Consider the following 20,849-nt stretch of genomic DNA (forward strand, 5'->3'; position numbering starts at 1 on the left):
CATGCGGTGCACGCGAAGGATCGGGGCCATGGAATTGCAGCCGGTGGCCATGTACCGCGAGATGTACGAGGGCACGCACGACGAACTGCCCTCGGTCCACACCGCGCCGACCGGCACCGTCGAACCCGATCGCGAGCAGATCCTGAACTACATGCGCGAGGTCCGCGCCATCTTCGATGTCATGGGCTCCTCCGACCACCTGTTCGTCGAGGGCGCCGATATCGAGGGCGGGCCGTCGCTGTATTCCGATGGCGTCTGGATCTGGCGCGAGGATTCTCTGGAATACCTCGCCGAACAGCCGCTCACCCTGCCCGCCGAGTTCGTCGACCGGGTGCGCGCCTTCGACTACACCCCGCAATCGTTCGACACCCGCGATCCCGACTTCGACGCGGCGTTCCTGTCCTATTTCTGACCGAGAGGAAAGGCAAGCCCATGGCGAACTGGCGCGTGCTGCCCGCCGACGAGGCAGCTGATCTCGCGGCCGCACTGCACACCCTCGAGTGGTCGTGGACCCTCGACGACGCACCCGCCGTCGTCGAGAAGTTCGGCTGGCAGACCCTCTCCAGCCGCCCCCGCCGGATCATGCTCGACATCGGGTTCGGCCCGGACAGCGGCGCCATCCGCGCCAAGGACGGCCAGGTCACCGGAATCGAGCTGCAGATCAGCGATTTCGCGGGCGCGGGCCAGGAGGCCGAGGTCGGCCCGGCCTTCGACGGCATCGCCGCGGCGATCACCGCCAAGCTCGGCGCGCCCACCGCGCGCGTCGCCGGTCCGCCGCCGCGGCTGCGGTGGGCCGGGACCGCGGCCACGGTCGTGCTCGAACGCTCCGCCGCTTCGGTCTGGCTGTATCTGACCGCCAATGCCCGGCTGGCCGCCGACGACCGCAATATCGCGCTCGATGAACAGGGCCTGCTGTGACCGGCTGGACCGCCTTCGCCCACGGGCTCGCCACCGAACTCGCGGCCGCCCCCGACACCACCGTGCTGGTGATCGGCGAATCGGCCGCCCCCGGCGCGCGGCGCTTCGCCCAGTTCCGCAAGACCGGCACGGCGGTCGCGGCCGAACTCACCGGCGACGAATGGCTCGAACCCGCCTTCCGCCCCGACGCCGACGGCATCCGGGCCATCACCGAGGCGGGCTGGCAGACCCCCGACGAGGCCCACATGGACAACTGGTGGGCCGAATTCCCTTGGCCGACAACCACCGAGGACTACCAGCGGCTGGCCGCCATGACCGTGACCGGCCTCCGCGACGGCTTCGGCATCGCCGCCCCCACCACGCTGGTCTACCGGGGCTGGGTGGAACAGGCGGGCAACAGCGATCTCCACCTCCCCGGCCTGGGCATCCCCGACGCCCCCTGAGACCGGTGGCTAGGTCAGGCCGTTGCGGTTGCCCTGCTCCATCTTGTCGATGTAGTCGGCGCTCTCGGTCTGGCCGTCGGCGAAATCGCCCATGGACTTGGCCATGGTTTTGACGTTGTCGCTGGTGTTGGTCCAGGACGAGTCGTAGCCGTCGTCGCCGCCGGGGCCGTCGTTGAAGCTCTGACCGAGTTTGTCGTTGCCCCAGACGTTTCCGCGGCTGTTGAGCGAGCTGTTGAGCGTGTTGATGATGGTCGTGAGCTGATTGCTCACCCCGCGTGACTTGCCCGCCGCGGTCCGGAAGTTGTCGGCGTCGTATTCGAACGTGCCCATCGCCCTCATCCCTCCACGAGTGGTGTTTCGAGCACACCACAACACTTTCCCGTGCGCAACAGCCTCACACAGCCGCGCGAATCCCGCATGGCCCCATCATGAACGGCGGGTGCGGGTCAGACCCCCGCCTCCCAGTGCGCCTCCACCCGCGACATCATCCGCTCGATCGAGGCATTGATCTTGTCGATCAGATCGGTGCGCGACATCGGTGTGGCCGTGGGGTTCTCGTTCGGCAGTTCGATGACGTAGCGGCCGTCGGCGGGCAGGTCACGCCACACCAGGATGTCGCGGTGCATGCCGCGCGAACCGAACATCGACTGGTTCTGCAGGATATTGATGGTGCCCGTGCGCTCGGCCGGGCGACTGAAGAACTCGGTGCTGCGCTGGACGATCGAGGTGTCGGCCTCCTCGAAGAACATCGAGGAGCGCTGCCCGTAGTCGTCACGGTCGCCCGCGTCGGTGACGAGCGGAATGAGCCCACCGGTGCCCGCGCCGGTGCCCGGCATCAGGTCGACGATCGCGTCGGCCAGCCCGTACGGCCCGATATCGACCACCGTGTAACCGCCACTGTGCGTGGGTGTTTCGCCCGGAAGCTGGTAGATCAGGTACCCATTGGCACCGGCTCGTGCCGCGCGCGCCTTCAGCCAGTGCGCGGCCTGGTCGCGCTCGCTGTCCTTCCAGCCGCGCAGCCGCACATAGACTTCCGGCCGTTCCAGCACATCGAACACCGTGCGCAGGGCCGGATCGACGGAGTGCTGCAACCGCTGCCAGGTCTGGTACTTCTCTTCCTCGTAGTCCTCGTGCAGGCGCGTCGTGGACTGGAAGGTCAGCGGGCGCGGCAGGTCGGTGCCCACGAATCGCTGCCACAGCACCCGGAACTCGATATCGGTGAGTTCCCACTTCTGCGTCATGCGCGGGCCTCCGGGCGGGCGTGCGCGATCGAGCCGGTGGCTCCGGCCTCGACCGACTCGACCGGGGCCTCGACCTGCTGGACCGGCGCTTCGGTAGCCAGCGACTCGGCGACCAGGCCGGTGAGCGGGGTGACGACCTCGTCCAGCCCGGATAGGTTCGAGAAGTCGGGCAGCGAGGCCCGCGGGAACGCGTCGGCCATCGCGGGCTCGGTGGTCTCCCCGGCCACCGCAGCCCCGTCGGTGGCCGGTGCGGCGGTCTCGATCCCGAGCATCTCCGCCAGCGGGGACAGCGCGGGGTTGTCCGCGATCAGCTGATTGATCTCGGGTGACTGCGACAGCAGTTCGGCCAGATCGGGGAACTGCCCGAACAGCGTGCCGAGCTGGGTGAGGTCGGGCAGGCCCGAGGTGGCGCCGGTGTCGGTCGTCGGCAAGGACACCTGCTGGAGGGCGGTGGCCAGCGAGGGCAGCGCCTGGGTGAGCGAGGAGACCGCGCCGGTCACCGCCGACATCACCGAGGACAGGATGCCGGACATATCGCCGGACCCGGACCCGCTCGACCCCGACGCGGACCCGGTGGAACCGGTCGACCCGGCGGCCTGCCCGTTCGCGTCCTGCTGGGAACCGCTGTTCTGCTGGGCGCCACCGGTGCCGTCCTGCTGCTGCAGCGCTGCCGCCGCCTGCTGGGCGGCTTGCTGAGCGGCCTGCTGCTTGGCCGCGTCGGCGGCCGAGATGCCCTGCTGCTGACTGCCACCGCCGGAGTTTCCGCTACCCCCGGAATTCCCACTACCGCCGGAATTACCACTGCCACCGGTGTTTCCACCGTTGTTGTTTCCGCCGTTGTTGTTATTTCCGTTGTTGTTATTGTTGTTATTGTTGTTGTTATTGCCGTCGTCGGGCTTCGTCACCGGACCCTTCGGCGCCGCGGGCTCGGCCGCCGCCGGGAACAGCTTCTCGGTGTTCATCACCCCGTTGACATAGTGCCGCTCGTACCGATCGCGGTTCTCCTGCAGATCGTCGTCGCACTTGTCCTCGGTCTCGATCGGCATACACACCTTGGTCGCGTACAACCAGTCCGCCGTGTATTCGAGGTTCTGCTGCATCATCGTGAAGGAGTCACTGGCCACCATCGCCGACTTGCCGAAGGTGCCGATCGCCGCCAGCGCGGCGTCACCGCCCTGACTCTCCCACCGGTCGCTGGTGATCTCGGCCAGCTTCTGCTCGAGGTTGTAGGCGGCGCCGTGCACCGCGTGCGCCATCGCCTCCCAGATCGGCGCGTCATTGGCGACCTCCGCCCAGGAGATCCGCTGACCGAGGTCGTACATATCGCGCCAGGACATATTGTCCGCGGCGCGGACCGGGATCCGCACACCGACCGGTTCCGCCGTCGCGGTGCCCGCGTGCTTGGGCACGTCCGCGGTCTCGATGTCGTAGTTGTGCTTCTCCATCTTGATGTTCATGGTGTTGCCGGAGGTCGTGACATCGACCTCCCAGTGGTCCGGCAGGTAGGCACCGGCCCGGGACACCTCCCCCGCCATGTCCTTGGCGCCGGGCGAGGAGTTCACGCTGCCGAGTTCGCCCTTGAGCGAGGCGAGATTGTCGGCCGAACCCTGGTCGGTGTCGGTGTAGGACTCCCCCGCCGCCTTGAACAGCGAGACCAGGTCCTCGAGCGAGTCGATATAGCGGCCCAGCAGATCCTTGGCCTGGGTGGCCTCGGCGATGAACTTGTTGCGCAGGGGCGGCCCGGCGTCCACCTGGCTACCGCCGAGCTTGTCCTCGTCGTAGTTGTTGAGATCGTCGGCGAACAGGTCCTGGCACCCCTTGAACACCTCGATCGCCTGGCTGCACGCCTTGGCGGCCTCGAGCGCGGCCCCCGTCTCGACCTTGACTTTCGCCTTGCCGGCCAACCCCGACCAGGGAGAATCGCCCACGCTCACCGCTCCTCGAAGCACCCCACCGACGACCCACGCAGCCGGTTCGATCGTCTCGCATTCTAGTGAGCAATGCGAAATATGCACAGCCACAAAGAAACAGGGCGACACCGCTGGGTGAACATCGGGTTCACCCCAACGATCCGGCAGCGCGCGCCGATCTGTGACAGACTCGATCGAAGCTGCAACGGCCGCTCGGCGGCCGGATACCGACGAGTGATGAGGCCGGAGATTGACGTCGCGATGGAACTGCTCATGACCGATCTGAGTAGCCTCGAGCGGCGTGTCGCGGCCGACCGCACCCGGACCCGCAGCCAGCAGCCCGCCGACTACCTCCAGCTCGCAGGCGCGCTGAGCGAACTGGCCCAGGGCCTGCTCGCCACCCGCGAGGACCCCACCGGCCGCGACCGCACCGCCGAGGCGCTCGAACCGGCGCAGGAGGCCGTGGCGATCCGGCTGCACTGGCTGGTCGAGGGCTGGGTGTCCTACGAGTACGCGGGTGCCCTGCAGGACGCGCTGCGCCTGTTCGAGCAGGCCACCCGGCTGGTCGGGCACCGGCAGCTGGCCACCAACACCATTCGCAGTGCCTGCTCGGCCTATCGCCAGGTCGCCCAGGACTACCCCGAGGTCTCGGCCATGTGCGCCGACGGCCTGTCCAAGTGCGGCGTCTGGCTGATGCGCCTGGACCACGACGCGGCGGTGGCGGCCACCGAGTCGGCCGTCCGCATCCGCGCGGCCATGTACGCGCGCGCCCCCGAACAGCCGGGCAAATATCTGGCCAGCCTGAGCACCCTGCTGCGCACCATGATGGTCGGGCGCTCCCGCAAGCAGGCCATCGCGAGCTATCGCACCCTCTACTCCGAGCTCACCTCGGCCACCGCCACCGCGCGACTACGCGAAACCCGCGTCGAGGAGCTCGATCTCACCCTCAAGACCACCCAGGCCCTGGTGAAACTCGGCGCCACCACGCTGGAGAAGGCCGGGCGGCTGACCCAGCAGCAGATCCTCTACCAGTCGGGCGGCGACCTGGCCACCATCGACGAGATCAACTGGCGCCTGGCACTGGTCGGCCTCAAGCCGCTGGCCGCGGGCGCCATGCCGGAACCGCCCTCGCGGCCGGTGGAGATCTCGGCGACCTACGGCGCGCTCGCCGTGCGCTGTTCGGCACCGGACGCGCTGGACCAGGTGCGCGCCGCCATCGTCGCCGCCTACGCCCAGGACGGCGCGACCCCGGTGGACGCGGGCCGCTTCGCCGGAGTCCACGAAAAGCACTGGGGCGTCAAGGAACCGGTCACCAACTCGGCCGCCGAACTCGGCGCCGATGTCGTACTGGTCGAAAAGGCCTCGGGCAGCTGGATTTCGGTGAAGAGCCTGAACTGGGAGATCGGCGCGCTCGCCGGACATCCGCTGGCGGTGCGGCTTTCGGAGAAGTGGCCGGTGCTGACCGTCGCGACCATCGAGAACATCTCTTATGAGCTGTGCCTCTACGACAGCGGCGTGGCCACCCAATACGCCGCACTCGGCAGACCCGCCGGACAGGCCCCGCTCGACGCGCCCCTGGCCCCGCTCGACTTCGCCACCCTGGCCGACTACGGCGCCGACTACGCCTCGGAGACCCAGGTGCGCGCCGCCTTCGGCAATGCCCCGATGTTCGCCAAGGTCACCGAACTGCCCGGCAGCGGTATCCGCCAGGCCGCCGAGAAGGGCCCGCTCACCGACTTCGGCCCGAACATCCTGTTCTTCGGCAAGGACTGACCCGGCGGGTTCCCGCACGCCGTCACCCGGCATGATCGGTGGCTGTGCGAGTACTGCTGCAGCGGGTCACCAGCGCCCAGGTGAGCGTCGACGGACAGGTCGTCGGCCGGATCGAGCCCACCGCCGACTCCGGCGGGCACGGCCTGCTCGCGCTGGTCGGCGCCACCCACACCGACACCGAGGCCACCGCGAAAGCCCTGGCCGACAAGACCTGGCGGCTGCGCATCCTCGACGGCGAACGCTCCGCCGCCGATCTGAACGCCCCCATCCTGGTGGTCAGCCAGTTCACCCTCTACGCCAATACCGCCAAGGGCCGCCGCCCCTCCTGGAACGCCGCCGCCCCCGGCCAGATCGCCGAACCGCTCGTCGACACCTTCGCCACCACCCTGCGCAACCTCGGCGCCACCGTCGACACCGGCCACTTCGGCGCCCACATGCAGATCCAGCTGACGAACGACGGCCCGGTCACCATCCTGCTGGAAGGCTGACCGGGCCGCGTCGAACGAGTGAACTACTCCGGGCGGAGGGTGAGGATGCGGGGGCCGTCCTCGGTGACGGCGACGCTGTGTTCCCAGTGGGCGGCGCGGGAGCCGTCGGTGGTGACCACGGTCCAGTCGTCGTCGAGGGTCTTGGTCTCGACGGTGCCGAGGGTGAGCATGGGTTCGATCGCCAGGACCGAGCCGACCACCAGGCGCGGGCCCTTGCCGGGCGCGCCTTCGTTGGGCAGGAACGGGTCCATATGCATCTCGCGGCCGATGGCGTGGCCGCCGTAGCCGTCGACGATGCCGTAGGCGCGGCCGTGCGCCTGCTCGGCGGCGCGGGTGCCCAGCTCGATGGCGTGCGAGACGTCGGTGAGGCGGTTACCGGGCAGCATGGCCGCGATACCGGTCTCCATGGACAGGCGGGTGGCCTCGCTCAGCAGCTCGTCGGCCTCGATGATGGTGCCGATGCCGAAGGTCCAGGCCGAATCGCCGTGCCAGCCGTCGAGGATGGCACCGCAGTCGATGGACACCAGATCGCCCTCGGCGAGAATGTCACTCGCCGAGGGGATCCCGTGCACGACCCGGTCGTTGACCGAAGAGCAGATCGAGCCGGGGAAGCCGTGGTAGCCCTTGAACGACGGGACCGCGCCCGCGTCGCGGATGGTGGCCTCGGCCACCTGATCCAGCTCCAGGGTGGACACGCCGGGCTTGGCCGCGTCCCGCACGGCGACCAGCGTCCGCCCGACGATCGCGCCCGCCGCCGCCATGGCGTCCAGCTCGCCCGCCGTGCGGAACGGCACGACCTTCTTCTTCCGGTTGAAGACCATCCGGCCTCAGTACTCCGATCGCTACTTGCCGAGGGCGGACAGTGCCCGCCCGTTGACCTCGTCGACCTCGCCGACGCCGTCGACGGTCACGACGAGACCGTCGTAGTACGCGAGCAGCGGCTCGGTCTCCTCGCGGTAGACCCGCAGCCGGTTGCGGATGACGTCCTCGGTGTCGTCGGCGCGGCCACGGGCGAGCATGCGCTCGACCACGGTGTCCTCGGCGACCACGAAGCACAGCACGGCGTCGAGCTCGGAGCCGTTGTGCTCGAGGATCTTCTTCAGCGCGTCGGCCTGGTCGACCGTGCGCGGGTAACCGTCGAGCACGAAGCCGTTGGCGGCATCGGGCTCACCCACGCGGGCCTCGACCATGCGGTTGGTGACGTCGCTGGGGACGAGGTCGCCCGCGTCCATGTACTTCTGCGCTTCGCGACCGAGGGCGGTCTGCTGGCTGATGTTCGCGCGGAAGAGGTCTCCGGTGGAGATGTGCGGAACGCCCAGCTTTTCCGACAGCAGGACGGCCTGAGTACCTTTGCCGGCACCCGGCGGACCGAGCAGAACAACTCTCACTTGAGGAACCCTTCGTAATTTCGATTCATCAGCTGGCTCTCGATCTGCTTGACCGTGTCGAGACCCACACTGACCATGATGAGCACCGCGGTACCGCCGAACGGCAGGTTCGCCACCGCGCCCGAATTGCCCATGTCCAGGAACAGGTTGGGCAGTACGGCGACCAGACCGAGGTAGATCGAGCCGGGCAGCGTGATTCGGCTCAGGACGTAATTCAGGTAGTCCGCGGTCGGCTTACCGGGCCGGTAACCCGGGATGAAGCCGCCGAACTTCTTCATCTCGTCGGCGCGTTCCTCCGGGTTGAAGGTGATCGCGACGTAGAAGTAGGTGAAGAACACGATCAAACCGAAGTAGATCGCGATGTAGACCGGGTTGGACGGGTTCACCAGGTACTTCTGGATGATCTCCTGCCACCAGCTCGGATCCGTGGCCGTGTTCGACCCGGTCAGCTGCGCGATCAGGTTCGGCAGGTAGAGCAGCGAGGACGCGAAGATCACCGGGATGACACCGGCCTGGTTGACCTTCAGCGGCAGGTAGGTCGAGGACCCGCCGTACATCTTGCGGCCGACCACGCGCTTGGCGTACTGCACCGGAATCCGGCGCTGGCCCTGCTCGACGAAGATGACGGCCACGATGATCACCAGCACGGCGGCGCAGACGAGACCGAAGACCAGGCCACCGCGGGTGTCCAGGATGGCCTTGCCGTCGAGCGGGATGCGCGCGGCGATACCGGCGAAGATCAGCAGCGACATGCCGTTACCGACACCGCGCTCGGTGATCTGCTCGCCGAACCACATGACCAGCGCGGCACCGGCGGTCATCACCAGGACGATGATGATCATGCCGAAGATGCTGGTGTCGGCGAGGATCGGCTCGTTGCAGTCTCGCAGCAGCTGCCCGCGCGCGGCGAGCGCGACGAGACCGGTGGCCTGCAGGACCGCGAGCGCGATCGAGAGGTACCGGGTGTACTGCGTCATCTTGGTCTGGCCTGCTTGGCCTTCCTTACGCAGCTCCTCGAAGCGCGGGATGACCACGGTCAGCAGCTGGATGATGATGCTCGCGGTGATGTACGGCATGATGCCGATCGCGAACACCGACAGCTGGAGCAGCGCACCACCGGAGAAGAGGTTGATGAGCTGGTAGATACCGGCGGATTCCCCACCGGAGACCAGCTTCACGCACTCCTGGACGTTCTGGTAGTCGACACCGGGGGACGGCAGCGCGGCACCCAATCGGTACAGCGCGATCAACCCCAGCGTGAAGAGAATCTTCCGCCGTAAGTCCGGAGTCCGGAAGGCCGATACGAAGGCGGAAAGCACAAATCCTCCTGGCGAACGACATGGTCAGGCCATCAGCCGATGACGGTCTTGGCAGACAAAGCTTGTTGAGACTCTAACAGTGGCACCGGACGAGCTTTCGACTCGTCCGGTGCCAGCTGTCGACTAGCCTACCGTCAGGCCAGCTCGGTGACAGTGCCACCGGCAGCGGTGATCTTCTCCTTGGCGGAGCCGGTCACCTTGTCGGCGGTCACCTGGACCGCCACGCCGATCTCACCGTCGCCGAGGACCTTCACCAGCTCGTTCTTGCGAACGGCGCCGGCAGCGACGAGCTCGGCCTTACCGACCGTGCCGCCCTCGGGGAACAGCTCCGCGATGCGGCCCACGTTCACAACCTGGTACTCCACGCGGAAGCGGTTGGTGAAGCCCTTGAGCTTCGGCAGGCGCATGTGCAGCGGCATCTGGCCACCCTCGAACGCCGGGGAGACGTTCTTGCGGGCCTTGGTGCCCTTGGTACCGCGACCAGCGGTCTTGCCCTTGGAACCCTCACCGCGACCCACACGGGTCTTCTCGGTCTTGGAACCCGGGGCAGGGCGCAGGTGGTGCAGTTTGATGGTCATGTCAGACCTCCTCAACGGTTACGAGGTGGCGCACGACGTTGATCAGACCGCGGTTCTGCGCGTTGTCCTCACGGACGACGCTCTGGCGGATCTTGCGGAGGCCGAGCGTACGCAGGCTGTCCTTCTGATTCGCCTTGGCGCCGATGGTGCTCTTGATCTGGGTCACCTTGAGATCAGCCATGGTCAGGCTCCCTGTCCTGCACGCGCACGCAGCATGCCCGCCGGAGCGACATCCTCGATCGGCAGACCGCGGCGGGCGGCAACCTCTTCGGGACGCTGGAGCATCTTGAGCGCGGCAACCGTCGCGTGAACGACGTTGATCGCATTGTCGCTACCGAGCGACTTGGCCAGAATGTCGTGAATGCCCGCGCATTCGAGCACGGCACGCGCCGCGCCACCGGCGATCACACCGGTACCGGGCGAAGCCGGACGCAGCATGACGACACCGGCCGCCGCCTCACCCTGAACCGGGTGGGTGATGGTCGAGCCGATCATCGGGACGCGGAAGAAGCTCTTGCGAGCCTCCTCGACACCCTTCTGGATGGCCGCGGGAACTTCCTTGGCCTTGCCGTAGCCGACACCGACCAGACCGTTGCCGTCACCGACGATCACGAGGGCGGTGAAGCTGAAGCGACGACCACCCTTCACGACCTTGGAGACGCGGTTGATCGCGACCACGCGCTCGAGCTGGTTCTTCTCGGCAGCGTTGTCCCGACGATCGCCGCCACCGCGACGGTCGCCGCCGCCGCGACGGTTGCCCTCGGGGCCACCGCTGTTGCTGTTCTGTCCGGCGGGTCCGTTGCCGCCGTCACGCCGCTGACGTCCCGGCATCAGACGTTCCCTTCGTTCGAAATAACAGTCATCAGAACTTCAACCCGCCTTCACGAGCGGCATCGGCCAGCGCCGCGATGCGGCCGTGGTAGTCGTGACCACCACGGTCGAACACGACCGACTCGATACCGGCAGCCTTGGCGCGCTCGGCGATCAGCTGACCGACCTTGGCACCCTTGGCGGACTTGTCGCCGTCCAGCGCGCGCACGTCGGCCTCGATCGAGGACGCGGCGGCGATGGTCTTGCCGACCGAATCGTCGACGAGCTGGGCGTGCAGGTGCCGCGAGGAGCGGTTGACCACCAGGCGCGGACGCTCGGTGGTGCCGACGACCTTCTTGCGCAGGCGGAAGTGACGGCGGGTCTTGGACAGGCGACGCTTGGTCGACACATCCTTGCCCAGCGGAATCCGCTTGGCCTTCTGGTTAGCAGTTTGCGCCATGATCACTTACCCGTCTTTCCGACCTTGCGGCGAACGACCTCGCCGGCGTAGCGGATGCCCTTGCCCTTGTACGGGTCGGGCTTACGCAGTCCGTGGATGACAGCGGAGATCTGGCCGACCTTCTGCTTGTCGATGCCGGACACAGAGAACTTGGTGGGCGATTCCACCGCGAAGGTGATGCCCTCCGGGGCCTCGATCGGGACCGGGTGGCTGTAACCCAGGGCGAACTCGAGGTTCGAGCCCTTGGCGGCCACACGGTAACCGACGCCGAAGATTTCCATCTTCTTCTCGTAGCCCTTGGTGACACCCTCGATCATGTTGGCGATCAGAGTGCGGGAAAGGCCGTGCAGCGAACGGTTGGCGCGCTCGTCGTTGGGACGGGCCACCTCCAGCTCGTTACCCTCACCCTTGGTGACGGTGATCGGCTCGGCCACGGTGTGCGACAGGGTGCCCTTGGGCCCCTTCACCGTGACGACCTGGCCGTCGATGGTGACGTCGACGCCGGCCGGAATCTCGATGGGCTTCTTACCAATACGCGACATTAGTCCTGACCTCCCTTACCAGACGTAGGCGAGGACTTCGCCGCCCACGCCCTGCTTGGCCGCCTGACGGTCGGTGAGCAGACCGGTCGACGTGGAGATGATCGCCACGCCGAGGCCGCCGAGGACCTTGGGCAGGTTGGTGGACTTCGCGTACACACGCAGACCCGGCTTCGAGACGCGGCGCAGGCCCTGCAGGCTGCGCTCACGGCTGGGGCCGTACTTCAGATCGACGACGAGGGCCTTGCCCACCGGCGCGTCTTCGGTGCGGTAATCGGCGATGTAACCCTCGCGCTTCAGGATCTCGGCGATGTTCGCCTTGAGCTTGGAGTGCGGAGCCTTCACCTGATCGTGGTACGCCGAGTTGGCGTTGCGCAGACGCGTCAAGAAGTCTGCGATCGGATCAGTCATGGTCATGGTTAGACCTCGACACCTTTCTCGCTGCGGTTCCCATGCAGCATCCGCGCACTCTCGCGCGCAGACCGTGGGCCTACAACAATTCGGCTGGTCCGGACGGCACTTACCGACCGGATGAGTACTCTTCACGAGCGCTCGGCGCCCGGCAACGACCCGCACACGCCGAGCGTGTAGCGGACACAGATCTGCCCAGGCAACCGCTCTAGTGTAGGCAACCCCGTGGTCAGGACCAAATCCGGGTCCGCCCCCCGCGCCCGGTCAGGTGGCGGGCAGCGGGGTGCGGGTGGCGCGGGCGGTGAACAGGATGCCGATTCCGGCGGCGGCGGCCGCGACCAGCAGCATCTGTTCGCCGCCGACGATCTCGCCGAGGACGCCGCCCAGCAGGGCGCCTGCGGCGAAGGAGCCGTATTGGAGGGCGTAGCCGAGCCAGTCGCGCGCGGCGCTGCCGACGACGCGGACTCTCCACGCCCTAGCCGTGAGAATGCTCACTACGGCGGAAGCAAAGACAGCCACGATCGCGCCACTCGGAGCCGATCGACAGGCTCATCACGCCGCCACGGAAAGCGCCAGCGGGAGCTACTACGGAAACGTCAATGAACACACGGGCTTCTCCTGATCCTGATCGACGAGATGCACTCTAAGGTCCACAATTCCGTCGCACACTACGAAAGTTGTTGCAATAGAGTGGCTCTCGCGGATACGATGCCACCGTGACATACGGTCACAGAACTATTGGGGAGGGAACAATGATCCGGAAGGCAATTACAGGCGGCGCGCTCGCGGCAGGCATCATCGCGGCGAGCGCTGGAACCGCATTCGCCGGGGGATGGCACGCCGTGTATCTCAACGGTGAGGCATTCGCATTCGACGATCCCCGCGTCTGCCAAGATTTCGGCCGGATGCACAGTGGGGCAATCCTCGAGAAGTACTCCGAGTGGCGCTGTGCAAGGATCTTCAGCACTGGCAGATGGGAACTGCAGGGCATCGATCGATAGATCGTCCAGCTCAGATATCTCTTTCGGCTAACGCACAACGTTGAGGGCGCGAACTCCGTGCCCTCAACGCGTTTCCGATACAACAACGCCCGAGATGTCGCGCACCGGACACACTGGCGTTGCGCACTGCAATAATCAACCAAACGCCAGTTCCCAGTATTGGCAGGCATGACGCTCGCAAGTCCGTACGCCGACACCGAAACCTAGGCCACTACGTTGAGGAATAGGCTTGAGCGTTCGCTTCACGAGACTCGCACGATCCGCGCGAGAAGCTCGGCAGGCGTATTCGCGCTCCGCGCGCCGTGGAACTCACCGCGGCTGGACCAACGTTGTCGCTGCTCTACTCAGCCTCGGTGCCCTCGTCGTCCCCTCCCCCGCGTGGGCCGCCGACCCGCATGTCGATCCGCTGGCCGAGGCCGCGAACACCCCCTCCCTGGCCTGGTCGGACTGCGCCGACGGCTTCTCCTGCACCTGGGCGCGGGTCCCGCTGGACTACCACGATCCACACGGCGACCAGATCGACCTCGCCGTGATCAAGCTGCCCGCGACCGACCCCGCCCGCCGCCTCGGCACCCTGTTCGTGAATTTCGGCGGCCCCGGCCCGTCCGGCGTCGACCGCCTGCGCGAGCGGGCGCACTGGCCCTGGCTGTTCTCCGAGGAACTGCGGGCCCGCTTCGACCTTGTCTCCTGGGACCCGCGCTCGGTCGCCCGCACCGCGCCGACCAGCTGTTTCGGGTCGACCGAGGAGCAGCAGGCGTACTTCGCGACCTTCCCCGGCACCCCGACCGGCCCCGCCGAGGAGCCGGAGTTCTTCGCCCGCTCGGCCGATATCGCCGCCCGCTGCGCCGCCGCGGCAGGCCCGATCCTCGCACACGCCTCGACCACCAATACCGCCCGTGACCTGGAGCTACTGCGCCGCGCGGTGGGCGATACGGCCCTGACCTATCACGGCATCTCCTATGGCACCCAGGTCGGCGCGGTCTACGCCAACCTGTTCCCCGGCCGCGTCCGGGCCATGGCGCTGGACGGCTCGCTCGACTTCGAGGGCAATGCGAACGGCCATGGCGCCGACGGCGCGAACCTCCCGCTGGACACCCGCCAGGGCGTGGCCGACGCCGTCGCCGAGACCTTCGACGCCTTCCTGCGCGACTGCTCGGCCGCCGGTCCGGACTGCGCCTTCGCGGCGGGCGACCCGAAGCTGAAATGGATCGCGCTGGCCGAACGCGCCCGGCTCGCCCCCATCGTGGTCGACGGCACGCCGTGGACCTACGGGCAGATCGTCACCGCGGCGGGCAGCCTCGCCCGGCCCGACACCTACGCCGACCTGGCGACACTGTTGCAGCAGCTCTTCGACGCAGGCACCACCCTGCTGCCCGCCGTCACCCACGACGCGATCTTCGAGCGGGAGCATCCGGGCAACCGGGTTGAGGCGTTCTATTCGATCCAGTGCGCCGACAGCACGGTCCCGACGGATCCGGCCGTCTACCAGCGGGTCGGCGCGATCGAGGAGCTGCGCGTCCCCTACTTCGGCCGCACCGCGGTCTTCAACGCCATGCCGTGCGCCTTCTGGCAGGCCCACGACACCGACCGCTACACCGGTCCGTGGAATCGCGAGACCGCCGCCCCGATCCTGGTCCTGAACAGCCGCTTCGATCCGGCGACGCCCCTGCGCGGGGCGATCGCGGGGGCGGACCAGCTGGCGCGGGCGCAGGTGGTGGTCATGGAAGGCGCGGGCCACAGCAGCATGTATGTGGCGAGCACCTGCGCCGAACACGTCAAACGCGACTACCTGTTCACCGGCCAGCTACCCCCGGCGGGACTGAGCTGCGGCATCGACCGCTCACCCTTCAGCTGACCGACCACAGACGACTCAGCGCATCACGCACACCGGACCGAGCAGCGGCCCGTAGGGGTTCTCGGCACTGCCCGCGAGCACCAGGATGCCGCCGAGCGGGCCGCACAGCACGTCCAGGCTCGACGAGCCGGTGTCGGCGACGGGCTGCTGAGCCTGCGCGGTAGCCGCGGTGACAACCGGCGCGAAGACGAAAAGGGCGAGAGCGGAGGACAAAGCGAGCTTCTTCATAGCCTCACCCTGCCCGCATGCTCCCGCCCCACGCACGACCCGACTTGCGGGGGCACGCACCCGACAACTACGAGAACAGGCAGAGCAGGTCGTAGAGCGGCGGCTTCTCCACACTCCCGGTGGAGAACAGGAACTGCGCGATCGGCGAGCAGATCAACTGCGTCTCCGAGGACCCGGACCCGCCCGAACCGCCCGAACCGGCGCCGCCGGACCCGGACTCGGCGACCGGACCGGCCTGGACGGGAGCGGCCGACGCGACAGCGGGCGCGGCGAGAATCGCGCAGGACAGCGCTGCGACGGTGACAAGCTTGTTCATCCGCCCAGCGAACACCACCCCACCGTTTTCCGGAGTGAAACGCAAACATTTCACCGCCGAACCCCCTCGACGATCCGAATCCCATCCGAGGACGGACTCCGACAGGAAGACCACGCCCCATCGCTCGGCGCCCAATGCACCGCCAGCGACACATCCGTGATCATGCGGGAAGCAGGCGCCCTCGATAGGACGATCTCGACACCACGCCGTGACCGGATTCGGTGTCCACCGGTACCAAGCTGGCTCTACCAGCCCGGAATCATCGATGTTTGGAGGGATCGTGAGAAGACTCGCCGCATTGACTGTCGGAGTTTCCTTCGGCGCGCTCACCGTACTCGGTTCGACCGCGTCCGCATCACCCGGTGAAAGCTTTCTGATGGGTGAAACCGCTTCCATCCCCGTTCTGAACTACAACGGCGCCGCGACGACGGTCACCGAGATCACCGTCTCGGACTGGACCTGCGATGCCGCGCGAGACAGCTGCACCGTGTCGGTGAGCTTCGCACATCGTGGCACGCAGTCGACCGACCCGGCGACGATCGACTACAGCCTGTCCTATGCCGACGGAACGACGGTCGCAGCCACCGCAGAGCCGAACGTCGGGTATCTCTACGACGGAAGCATTGTGACGGGGACGGCGGCCTTCCCGTACGTCAGCAAGCCATCGGTTCCGGGCTCAGTAGTCCTACGCGGCGAGGTTTCTGGCGATGTGCTCGGCAAATGGGTGTTGCCCTAATAGCAGGGCGCCATAAACGCCACAAGGCACGAACTCCCTTACGGAAGTCCGTGCCTTGCTTCGTTATTCGCCTAGGTGGCAACGCTCACGAGGAGCGCGGGCTCACCAGGAGCTCTTGTGCACGCCCGGGAGCTCGCCGCGGTGGGCCATCTCGCGCAGGCACACGCGGCACAGGCCGAACTTGCGGTAGACCGCGTGGGGGCGGCCGCAACGCTGGCAGCGGGTGTAGGCGCGGACCGCGAACTTTGGCTTGGCGTTGGCCTTGTTGACCAGTGCTTTCTTGGCCATGTGCTCAGTTCTCCTTGAACGGGAAGCCGAGGTGCTTGAGCAGCGCACGGCCTTCTTCGTTGTTGGTCGCAGTGGTCACCACGGTGATGTCCATACCGCGCGGGCGGTCGATGGAGTCCACGTCGATCTCGTGGAACATCGACTGCTCGCTCAGGCCGAACGTGTAGTTGCCGTTGCCGTCGAACTGCTTCGGCGACAGGCCGCGGAAGTCGCGGATACGGGGCAGCGCGATGGAGACCAGGCGGTCCAGGAACTCCCACATGCGGTCGCCACGGAGGGTGACCTTGGCGCCGATCGGCATGCCCTCACGGAGCTTGAACTGCGCGATCGACTTGGTGGCCTTGCGGACCTCCGGCTTCTGACCGGTGATCAGCTCGAGGTCCTTGATGGCACCGTTGATCAGCTTCGCGTCACGGGCGGCGTCGCCGACACCCATGTTCACGACGACCTTGACGACGCCCGGGATCTGCATCACGTTGGCGTACTCGAACTCGCTGTTCAGCGCGTCCTTGATCTCGGCGCGGTAGCGCGCCTTCAGCCGGGGCTGAGTCTGCTCAGAGGTGGTCATGTCAGATGTCCTTCCCGTTCTTACGGGAGATCCGAACCCGCTTGCCGGTCTCTTCGTCGGTGCGGTAGCCGACGCGGGTCGGGTTACCGTCGGAGTCGACGACCATCACGTTGGAAACCTGGATGGGGGCTTCCTGGGTCACGATGCCACCCGAGGAGGCGCCACGCTGGTTCGCGGAATCCGCCACGTGCTTCTTGATGCGGTTCACGCCTTCGACGAGAACCTTGCCGGTCGCCGGGTAGGCCTGGATGACCTTGCCCTTGGCGCCCTTGTCCTTGCCCGAGATGACGAGGACGGTGTCACCCTTGTGCACCTTCATGGTCAGAGCACCTCCGGGGCCAGCGAAACGATCTTCATGAAGCGCTTGTCGCGCAGCTCACGGCCGACCGGGCCGAAGATGCGGGTGCCGCGAGGATCGTTGTCCGGCTTGATCAGCACGGCAGCGTTCTCGTCGAACTTGATGTAGGAACCGTCCGGACGGCGGCGCTCCTTGACGGTGCGCACGACGACAGCCTTGACGACGTCGCCCTTCTTGACGTTCGCGCCGGGGATGGCGTCCTTGACGGTGGCGACGATGATGTCACCGATACCGGCATAGCGACGCGACGAGCCACCGAGCACGCGGATGCAAAGGATTTCCTTCGCCCCGGTGTTGTCGGCGACGCGCAGTCGCGACTCCTGCTGAATCACTTCAGCACCTCCTGGACCTGGATGTATACGTACGCCGGATTGCCGACCCGACGCACATGGTCAGTCACCACCGGACGCGCGCCTGCCAGCGGAAATACCTACCGCTGGGGGTTCACTGCCGGATCGCGGGCGCAGAGCTCCCGCAGGCAACCGGTCTAGTGTAGGTGAATCCCCAGGTCGACCCAAATCGGGGGTCACCCCGCGTTCTTCTGAAGCGTATATGTTTCAAACCTCTGTGGGCGGGCTCACTCCGTTGCTACGGTCGCCCTGCTCGTCGAGGGACGGGCTGATGAGGAGTCACCATGAACCACGCCCGCCGCCTCGCGACCACCCTCGGCATCGTCGCCGCCACGCTCGCCCTCACCGCCCCGCACGCGACCGCGGGACCCATCGTCGACATGCTCACCGACACCCTCACCGTCGGCTGCACCTCCAAGATCGATGTCGTCGGCCTCGACGACTACGTGGGCGCCCAGGTCGACTTCCTGGCGAACGGGAAGTTCTTCGCCAGCGACACCGTCGACCTCGAGGTGAACGTCGCGGGCGTCACCGTGGCCAAGGCGACGGCCTACTACCACGTCGAGACCGAGGTCGAGGTGCAGCTGTCGCTGCTGCTGCACGCCACCGGCACCCCGCTGGTCACCAAGCGGGTGCCGATCGTCGCGCGGATCCTGGACGCGGGCAGCGGTCTGGCCTGCGATCTGGCCAGCGGCAGCTCCGGAATCTCCTCTCGCTGAGCGACGACCGCACCGTCGAGCCCGCGCGCCGGTAGCCTGTGCGGGCTGGGTCGCAACGAGCACGGGTGCGGATGCCGCATCGGGGAAGGACAATCCTGTGACAATGGATCGCCGCGCATTCCTGATCGCCATGGGGCTGGTGCCCGTGGCGGCAACGCTGGCCTCGTGCGCCACCGACGATCCGAAGGTGCAGCTCACCGGCGTGGACATGGGCGGCGGCGATCTCACGATCCGCCCGCAGGACGACCTGTACCGCCACGTCAACGGCGCCTGGCTGCGTGACTACCAGCTGCCGCCGGACAAGGCCTCGGTCGGTGCGATCACCGACGCCAACGACCGCACGCTCGACCAGCTGCGCGCGATCATCGAGGGCATCCAGGATCCGGAACCGGGTTCGGAGGCCCAGCAGATCAAGGATCTCTACGACGCGCGCCTGGATCTCGACGAGATCGAGCGCCTCGGCATCACCCCGCTGGCCGGTCTGTTCGAGGCCATCGACACGGCGCCGGGCAAGCCCGAGCTGGCCAAGGTGATGGCCGAGGCGCCGATCGCGGGCCTGATGGGCATGGGCATCGGCATCGACCGCAAGAACTCCAAGGCCTATATCGCCAGCGTCGGCCAGTCCGGGCTGACCCTGGGCGAGCAGTACTACCGCAAGCCCGAGTTCGCCGAACAGCTCGCGGGCTATCTGGTCTATCTGGAGAAGCTGGCCGCCGGGATCGGCCTGGCCGACCCGGTCGGCGCCGCCCAGCGCACCCTCGACCTGGAGAAGCGGATCGCGGCCGGGCACTGGGACAGCGTGCGCCTGCGCAACACCGACGCCACCTACAACCTGATGAGCTGGCAGGAACTGACCCAGCTCGGCCCCCAGTTCGACTGGGACCCATGGCTGGCGGGCATGACCGACCGGCCCAAGTCGCTGTTCGACAAGATGGTCGTCGGCCAGCCCTCCTTCGTCACCGCGGCCGCCCAGCTGTGGGGCGAGGTCGACATCGCGCAGTGGCGCGACTACCTCAAGCTGCACGTGGCCAACAACTACGGCCGCTTCCTGCCCGCAGCCATCGCCGACGCGCGGTTCGATTTCGTCGGCCGGGTGCTCAGCGGGCTCGAGGAGAAGCCGGAGATGTGGCGTTCGGCGGTGGGCGTGGTCGACGACAATCTGGGCGAACCGCTCGGAAAGCTGTACGTGGACAAGCACTTCCCGCCCGCGGCCAAGGAGCGCGCGCTCGAGATGGTCGCCGACCTGCGCGCGGCCTACCACGACAATTTCACCAATTCGACGTGGATGTCGCAGCCCACCCGCGAGGCCTCGATCGCCAAGCTGGACAAGATCGTGGCCCAGATCGGCTACCCCGACAAGTGGGTCGACTACTCCGCGGTGACGATCACCCGGGGCAAGCTGATCGAGTCGCTACTGGCGATCAACACCTTCGAGTCCGCGCGCGCGTTCGCCCGGTTGGGGACCGAGGTGGACAAGTCGGAGTGGAGCATGTCGCCGCAGACGGTGAACGCCTACTACAGCCCCACCACCAACCAGATCGTCTTCCCCGCGGCCTACCTGCAGCCGCCGTTCTTCGACAAGGACGCCCAGGACGCGGTCAACTACGGCGCGGTCGGCTCGACCATCGGCCACGAGATCGGCCACGGCTTCGACGACCAGGGCTCCAAGTACGACGGTGACGGCAACCGCCGCGACTGGTGGACCCCGGAGGACCGCGCGGCCTTCGAGGCCAAGACCCAGCAGCTCATCGAGCAGTACGACGTGCTCGTCCCCGAGGGCGCGCCGGAGGGTCAGCACGTCAACGGGGCGCTCACCGTCGGTGAGAACCTGGCCGACCTGCGCGGCCTGCAGATCGCGCTGGCCGCCTACCGCAAGGTTGCCGAGCGCACCGGTGTCGAGCCCGATTACCAGAGCATGTTCTTCTCCTGGGCGCGGCAGTGGCGGGACAAGCAGACCGAGCAGGCGACGCTGCAGGGCTTGCAGGACACCCACTCTCCCAACGAGTTCCGCTGCAACCAGGTGGTCCGCAATATCGAAGAGTTCTACACGACGTTCGAGGTGAAGGACGGCGACAAGTTGTTCATGCCCGCGGACCAGCGCGTCACGTTGTAGAACTCCCCTTCCTGGCCTACGGTAACCGGGTCTATGGAG

The 20,849-nt window shown here is 67.1% G+C and carries 29 protein-coding genes; 10 read left to right on the forward strand and 19 right to left on the reverse strand.

Translation table 11 applies throughout. The features are described 5' to 3' along the window. Positions 1-28 precede the first annotated feature (28 nt). Genes WA675_RS16490 through WA675_RS16500 form a run of 3 tightly spaced genes read left to right on the forward strand, consistent with a single transcriptional unit; the run spans position 29 to position 1,361 of the window. Positions 29-412 (forward strand): hypothetical protein, encoded by a 384-nt coding sequence (locus WA675_RS16490; protein ID WP_336085380.1) that lies wholly within the window; start codon positions 29-31, stop codon positions 410-412. Positions 413-432: 20 nt separating this feature from the next. Continuing rightward, positions 433-918, forward strand: coding sequence for a DUF6301 family protein (locus WA675_RS16495; RefSeq protein WP_336085381.1), 486 nt, complete (start codon positions 433-435; stop codon positions 916-918). Further along, positions 915-1,361, forward strand: a complete 447-nt coding sequence (locus WA675_RS16500; RefSeq protein WP_336085383.1) for a TY-Chap domain-containing protein — start codon at positions 915-917, stop codon at positions 1,359-1,361. The genes WA675_RS16495 and WA675_RS16500 overlap by 4 nt, the downstream gene beginning before the upstream one ends. Before the next feature lie 9 nt (positions 1,362-1,370). Here the strand turns inward: WA675_RS16500 and WA675_RS16505 are convergent, their stop codons facing one another. The 3 genes from WA675_RS16505 to WA675_RS16515 all read right to left on the reverse strand — a co-directional run bounded on the left by WA675_RS16505 (position 1,371) and on the right by WA675_RS16515 (position 4,530). Next, complete coding sequence (locus WA675_RS16505; RefSeq protein WP_336085385.1) at positions 1,371-1,691, reverse strand: hypothetical protein; 321 nt, start codon at positions 1,689-1,691, stop codon at positions 1,371-1,373. A 116-nt stretch (positions 1,692-1,807) separates the two neighbouring features. After that, entirely contained in the window at positions 1,808-2,602 is a 795-nt protein-coding gene (locus tag WA675_RS16510) for an ESX secretion-associated protein EspG (protein WP_336085387.1), read from the reverse strand. After that, on the reverse strand, positions 2,599-4,530 hold the full coding sequence (locus WA675_RS16515; RefSeq protein ID WP_336085389.1) for a hypothetical protein: 1,932 nt from the start codon (positions 4,528-4,530) through the stop codon (positions 2,599-2,601). Before WA675_RS16515 ends, WA675_RS16510 begins: the two co-directional genes overlap by 4 nt. A 255-nt stretch (positions 4,531-4,785) precedes the next feature. Here WA675_RS16515 and WA675_RS16520 point away from each other — a divergent pair, with 255 nt between their 5' ends. Beyond that, positions 4,786-6,285, forward strand: coding sequence for a hypothetical protein (locus WA675_RS16520; RefSeq protein WP_336085391.1), 1,500 nt, complete (start codon positions 4,786-4,788; stop codon positions 6,283-6,285). A gap of 44 nt (positions 6,286-6,329) precedes the next feature. Next, a complete protein-coding gene (dtd, locus tag WA675_RS16525) occupies positions 6,330-6,773 on the forward strand; it encodes a D-aminoacyl-tRNA deacylase (protein WP_336085393.1) in 444 nt (147 codons plus the stop codon). Positions 6,774-6,796: 23 nt separating this feature from the next. Here dtd and map read toward each other — a convergent pair whose 3' ends face one another. The 10 genes from map to WA675_RS16575 all read right to left on the reverse strand — a co-directional run bounded on the left by map (position 6,797) and on the right by WA675_RS16575 (position 12,773). Then, positions 6,797-7,594, reverse strand: coding sequence for a type I methionyl aminopeptidase (gene map, locus WA675_RS16530; protein ID WP_336085394.1), 798 nt, complete (start codon positions 7,592-7,594; stop codon positions 6,797-6,799). Between the two features lie 21 nt (positions 7,595-7,615). After that, entirely contained in the window at positions 7,616-8,161 is a 546-nt protein-coding gene (locus WA675_RS16535; RefSeq protein WP_336085395.1) for an adenylate kinase, read from the reverse strand. After that, on the reverse strand, positions 8,158-9,480 hold the full coding sequence (gene secY / locus WA675_RS16540; protein ID WP_336085396.1) for a preprotein translocase subunit SecY: 1,323 nt from the start codon (positions 9,478-9,480) through the stop codon (positions 8,158-8,160). The genes WA675_RS16535 and secY overlap by 4 nt, the downstream gene beginning before the upstream one ends. Positions 9,481-9,614: 134 nt before the next feature. Further along, complete coding sequence (gene rplO / locus WA675_RS16545; RefSeq protein WP_232996647.1) at positions 9,615-10,058, reverse strand: 50S ribosomal protein L15; 444 nt, start codon at positions 10,056-10,058, stop codon at positions 9,615-9,617. Position 10,059: 1 nt separating this feature from the next. Further along, positions 10,060-10,239: a 50S ribosomal protein L30 gene (rpmD, locus tag WA675_RS16550; RefSeq protein WP_019045070.1), complete on the reverse strand. Its 180-nt coding sequence runs from the start codon at positions 10,237-10,239 to the stop codon at positions 10,060-10,062. Positions 10,240-10,241: 2 nt separating this feature from the next. Further along, positions 10,242-10,889: a 30S ribosomal protein S5 gene (rpsE, locus tag WA675_RS16555; protein WP_336085400.1), complete on the reverse strand. Its 648-nt coding sequence runs from the start codon at positions 10,887-10,889 to the stop codon at positions 10,242-10,244. Positions 10,890-10,920: 31 nt separating this feature from the next. Then, positions 10,921-11,328, reverse strand: coding sequence for a 50S ribosomal protein L18 (rplR, locus tag WA675_RS16560; RefSeq protein WP_336085402.1), 408 nt, complete (start codon positions 11,326-11,328; stop codon positions 10,921-10,923). Positions 11,329-11,330: 2 nt separating this feature from the next. Next, a complete protein-coding gene (gene rplF / locus WA675_RS16565) occupies positions 11,331-11,870 on the reverse strand; it encodes a 50S ribosomal protein L6 (protein WP_019045067.1) in 540 nt (179 codons plus the stop codon). Positions 11,871-11,885: 15 nt separating this feature from the next. Then, positions 11,886-12,284, reverse strand: a complete 399-nt coding sequence (gene rpsH, locus WA675_RS16570) for a 30S ribosomal protein S8 (protein ID WP_067491077.1) — start codon at positions 12,282-12,284, stop codon at positions 11,886-11,888. Positions 12,285-12,542: 258 nt separating this feature from the next. Continuing rightward, complete coding sequence (locus WA675_RS16575; protein WP_336085406.1) at positions 12,543-12,773, reverse strand: hypothetical protein; 231 nt, start codon at positions 12,771-12,773, stop codon at positions 12,543-12,545. Between the two features lie 257 nt (positions 12,774-13,030). On the opposite strand from WA675_RS16575, the gene WA675_RS16580 reads away from it, so the two are divergent. Both WA675_RS16580 and WA675_RS16585 read left to right on the forward strand, forming a co-directional pair. After that, positions 13,031-13,279 carry a hypothetical protein gene (locus tag WA675_RS16580; protein ID WP_336085408.1) on the forward strand — a complete coding sequence of 83 codons (249 nt, stop codon included), beginning with the start codon at positions 13,031-13,033 and terminating at the stop codon, positions 13,277-13,279. A gap of 229 nt (positions 13,280-13,508) precedes the next feature. Then, positions 13,509-15,134, forward strand: a complete 1,626-nt coding sequence (locus WA675_RS16585) for an alpha/beta hydrolase (RefSeq protein ID WP_336085410.1) — start codon at positions 13,509-13,511, stop codon at positions 15,132-15,134. A gap of 15 nt (positions 15,135-15,149) precedes the next feature. Here the strand turns inward: WA675_RS16585 and WA675_RS16590 are convergent, their stop codons facing one another. Both WA675_RS16590 and WA675_RS16595 read right to left on the reverse strand, forming a co-directional pair. Continuing rightward, positions 15,150-15,362 carry a hypothetical protein gene (locus WA675_RS16590; RefSeq protein WP_336085411.1) on the reverse strand — a complete coding sequence of 71 codons (213 nt, stop codon included), beginning with the start codon at positions 15,360-15,362 and terminating at the stop codon, positions 15,150-15,152. A 67-nt stretch (positions 15,363-15,429) separates the two neighbouring features. Next, positions 15,430-15,678, reverse strand: a complete 249-nt coding sequence (locus WA675_RS16595; protein ID WP_336085412.1) for a hypothetical protein — start codon at positions 15,676-15,678, stop codon at positions 15,430-15,432. A gap of 280 nt (positions 15,679-15,958) precedes the next feature. Here WA675_RS16595 and WA675_RS16600 point away from each other — a divergent pair, with 280 nt between their 5' ends. Then, the gene (locus WA675_RS16600) at positions 15,959-16,414 is read left to right on the forward strand and encodes a hypothetical protein (RefSeq protein ID WP_336085414.1); all 456 of its coding nucleotides are present in this window, start codon (positions 15,959-15,961) and stop codon (positions 16,412-16,414) included. A 102-nt stretch (positions 16,415-16,516) separates the two neighbouring features. Here WA675_RS16600 and WA675_RS16605 read toward each other — a convergent pair whose 3' ends face one another. From WA675_RS16605 to rplN, 4 genes are read right to left on the reverse strand one after another with little or no spacing between them, the layout of a single operon-like run. Further along, the gene (locus tag WA675_RS16605) at positions 16,517-16,702 is read right to left on the reverse strand and encodes a type Z 30S ribosomal protein S14 (RefSeq protein WP_014981705.1); all 186 of its coding nucleotides are present in this window, start codon (positions 16,700-16,702) and stop codon (positions 16,517-16,519) included. Positions 16,703-16,706: 4 nt separating this feature from the next. After that, on the reverse strand, positions 16,707-17,270 hold the full coding sequence (rplE, locus tag WA675_RS16610; protein WP_019045062.1) for a 50S ribosomal protein L5: 564 nt from the start codon (positions 17,268-17,270) through the stop codon (positions 16,707-16,709). 1 nt (position 17,271) lies between these two features. Then, complete coding sequence (gene rplX, locus WA675_RS16615) at positions 17,272-17,589, reverse strand: 50S ribosomal protein L24 (protein WP_019045061.1); 318 nt, start codon at positions 17,587-17,589, stop codon at positions 17,272-17,274. 2 nt (positions 17,590-17,591) lie between these two features. Continuing rightward, positions 17,592-17,960: a 50S ribosomal protein L14 gene (gene rplN / locus WA675_RS16620; RefSeq protein ID WP_043647623.1), complete on the reverse strand. Its 369-nt coding sequence runs from the start codon at positions 17,958-17,960 to the stop codon at positions 17,592-17,594. Positions 17,961-18,262: 302 nt separating this feature from the next. Between rplN and WA675_RS16625 the strand changes: the two genes are divergently transcribed. After that, the gene (locus WA675_RS16625) at positions 18,263-18,697 is read left to right on the forward strand and encodes a hypothetical protein (protein ID WP_336085421.1); all 435 of its coding nucleotides are present in this window, start codon (positions 18,263-18,265) and stop codon (positions 18,695-18,697) included. Between the two features lie 103 nt (positions 18,698-18,800). Further along, the gene (locus WA675_RS16630) at positions 18,801-20,810 is read left to right on the forward strand and encodes a M13 family metallopeptidase (protein ID WP_336085423.1); all 2,010 of its coding nucleotides are present in this window, start codon (positions 18,801-18,803) and stop codon (positions 20,808-20,810) included. Positions 20,811-20,849: the final 39 nt, after the last annotated feature.

The organism is Nocardia sp. SSK8 (assembly GCF_037034205.1).
Classification (GTDB): Bacteria; Actinomycetota; Actinomycetes; order Mycobacteriales; family Mycobacteriaceae; genus Nocardia.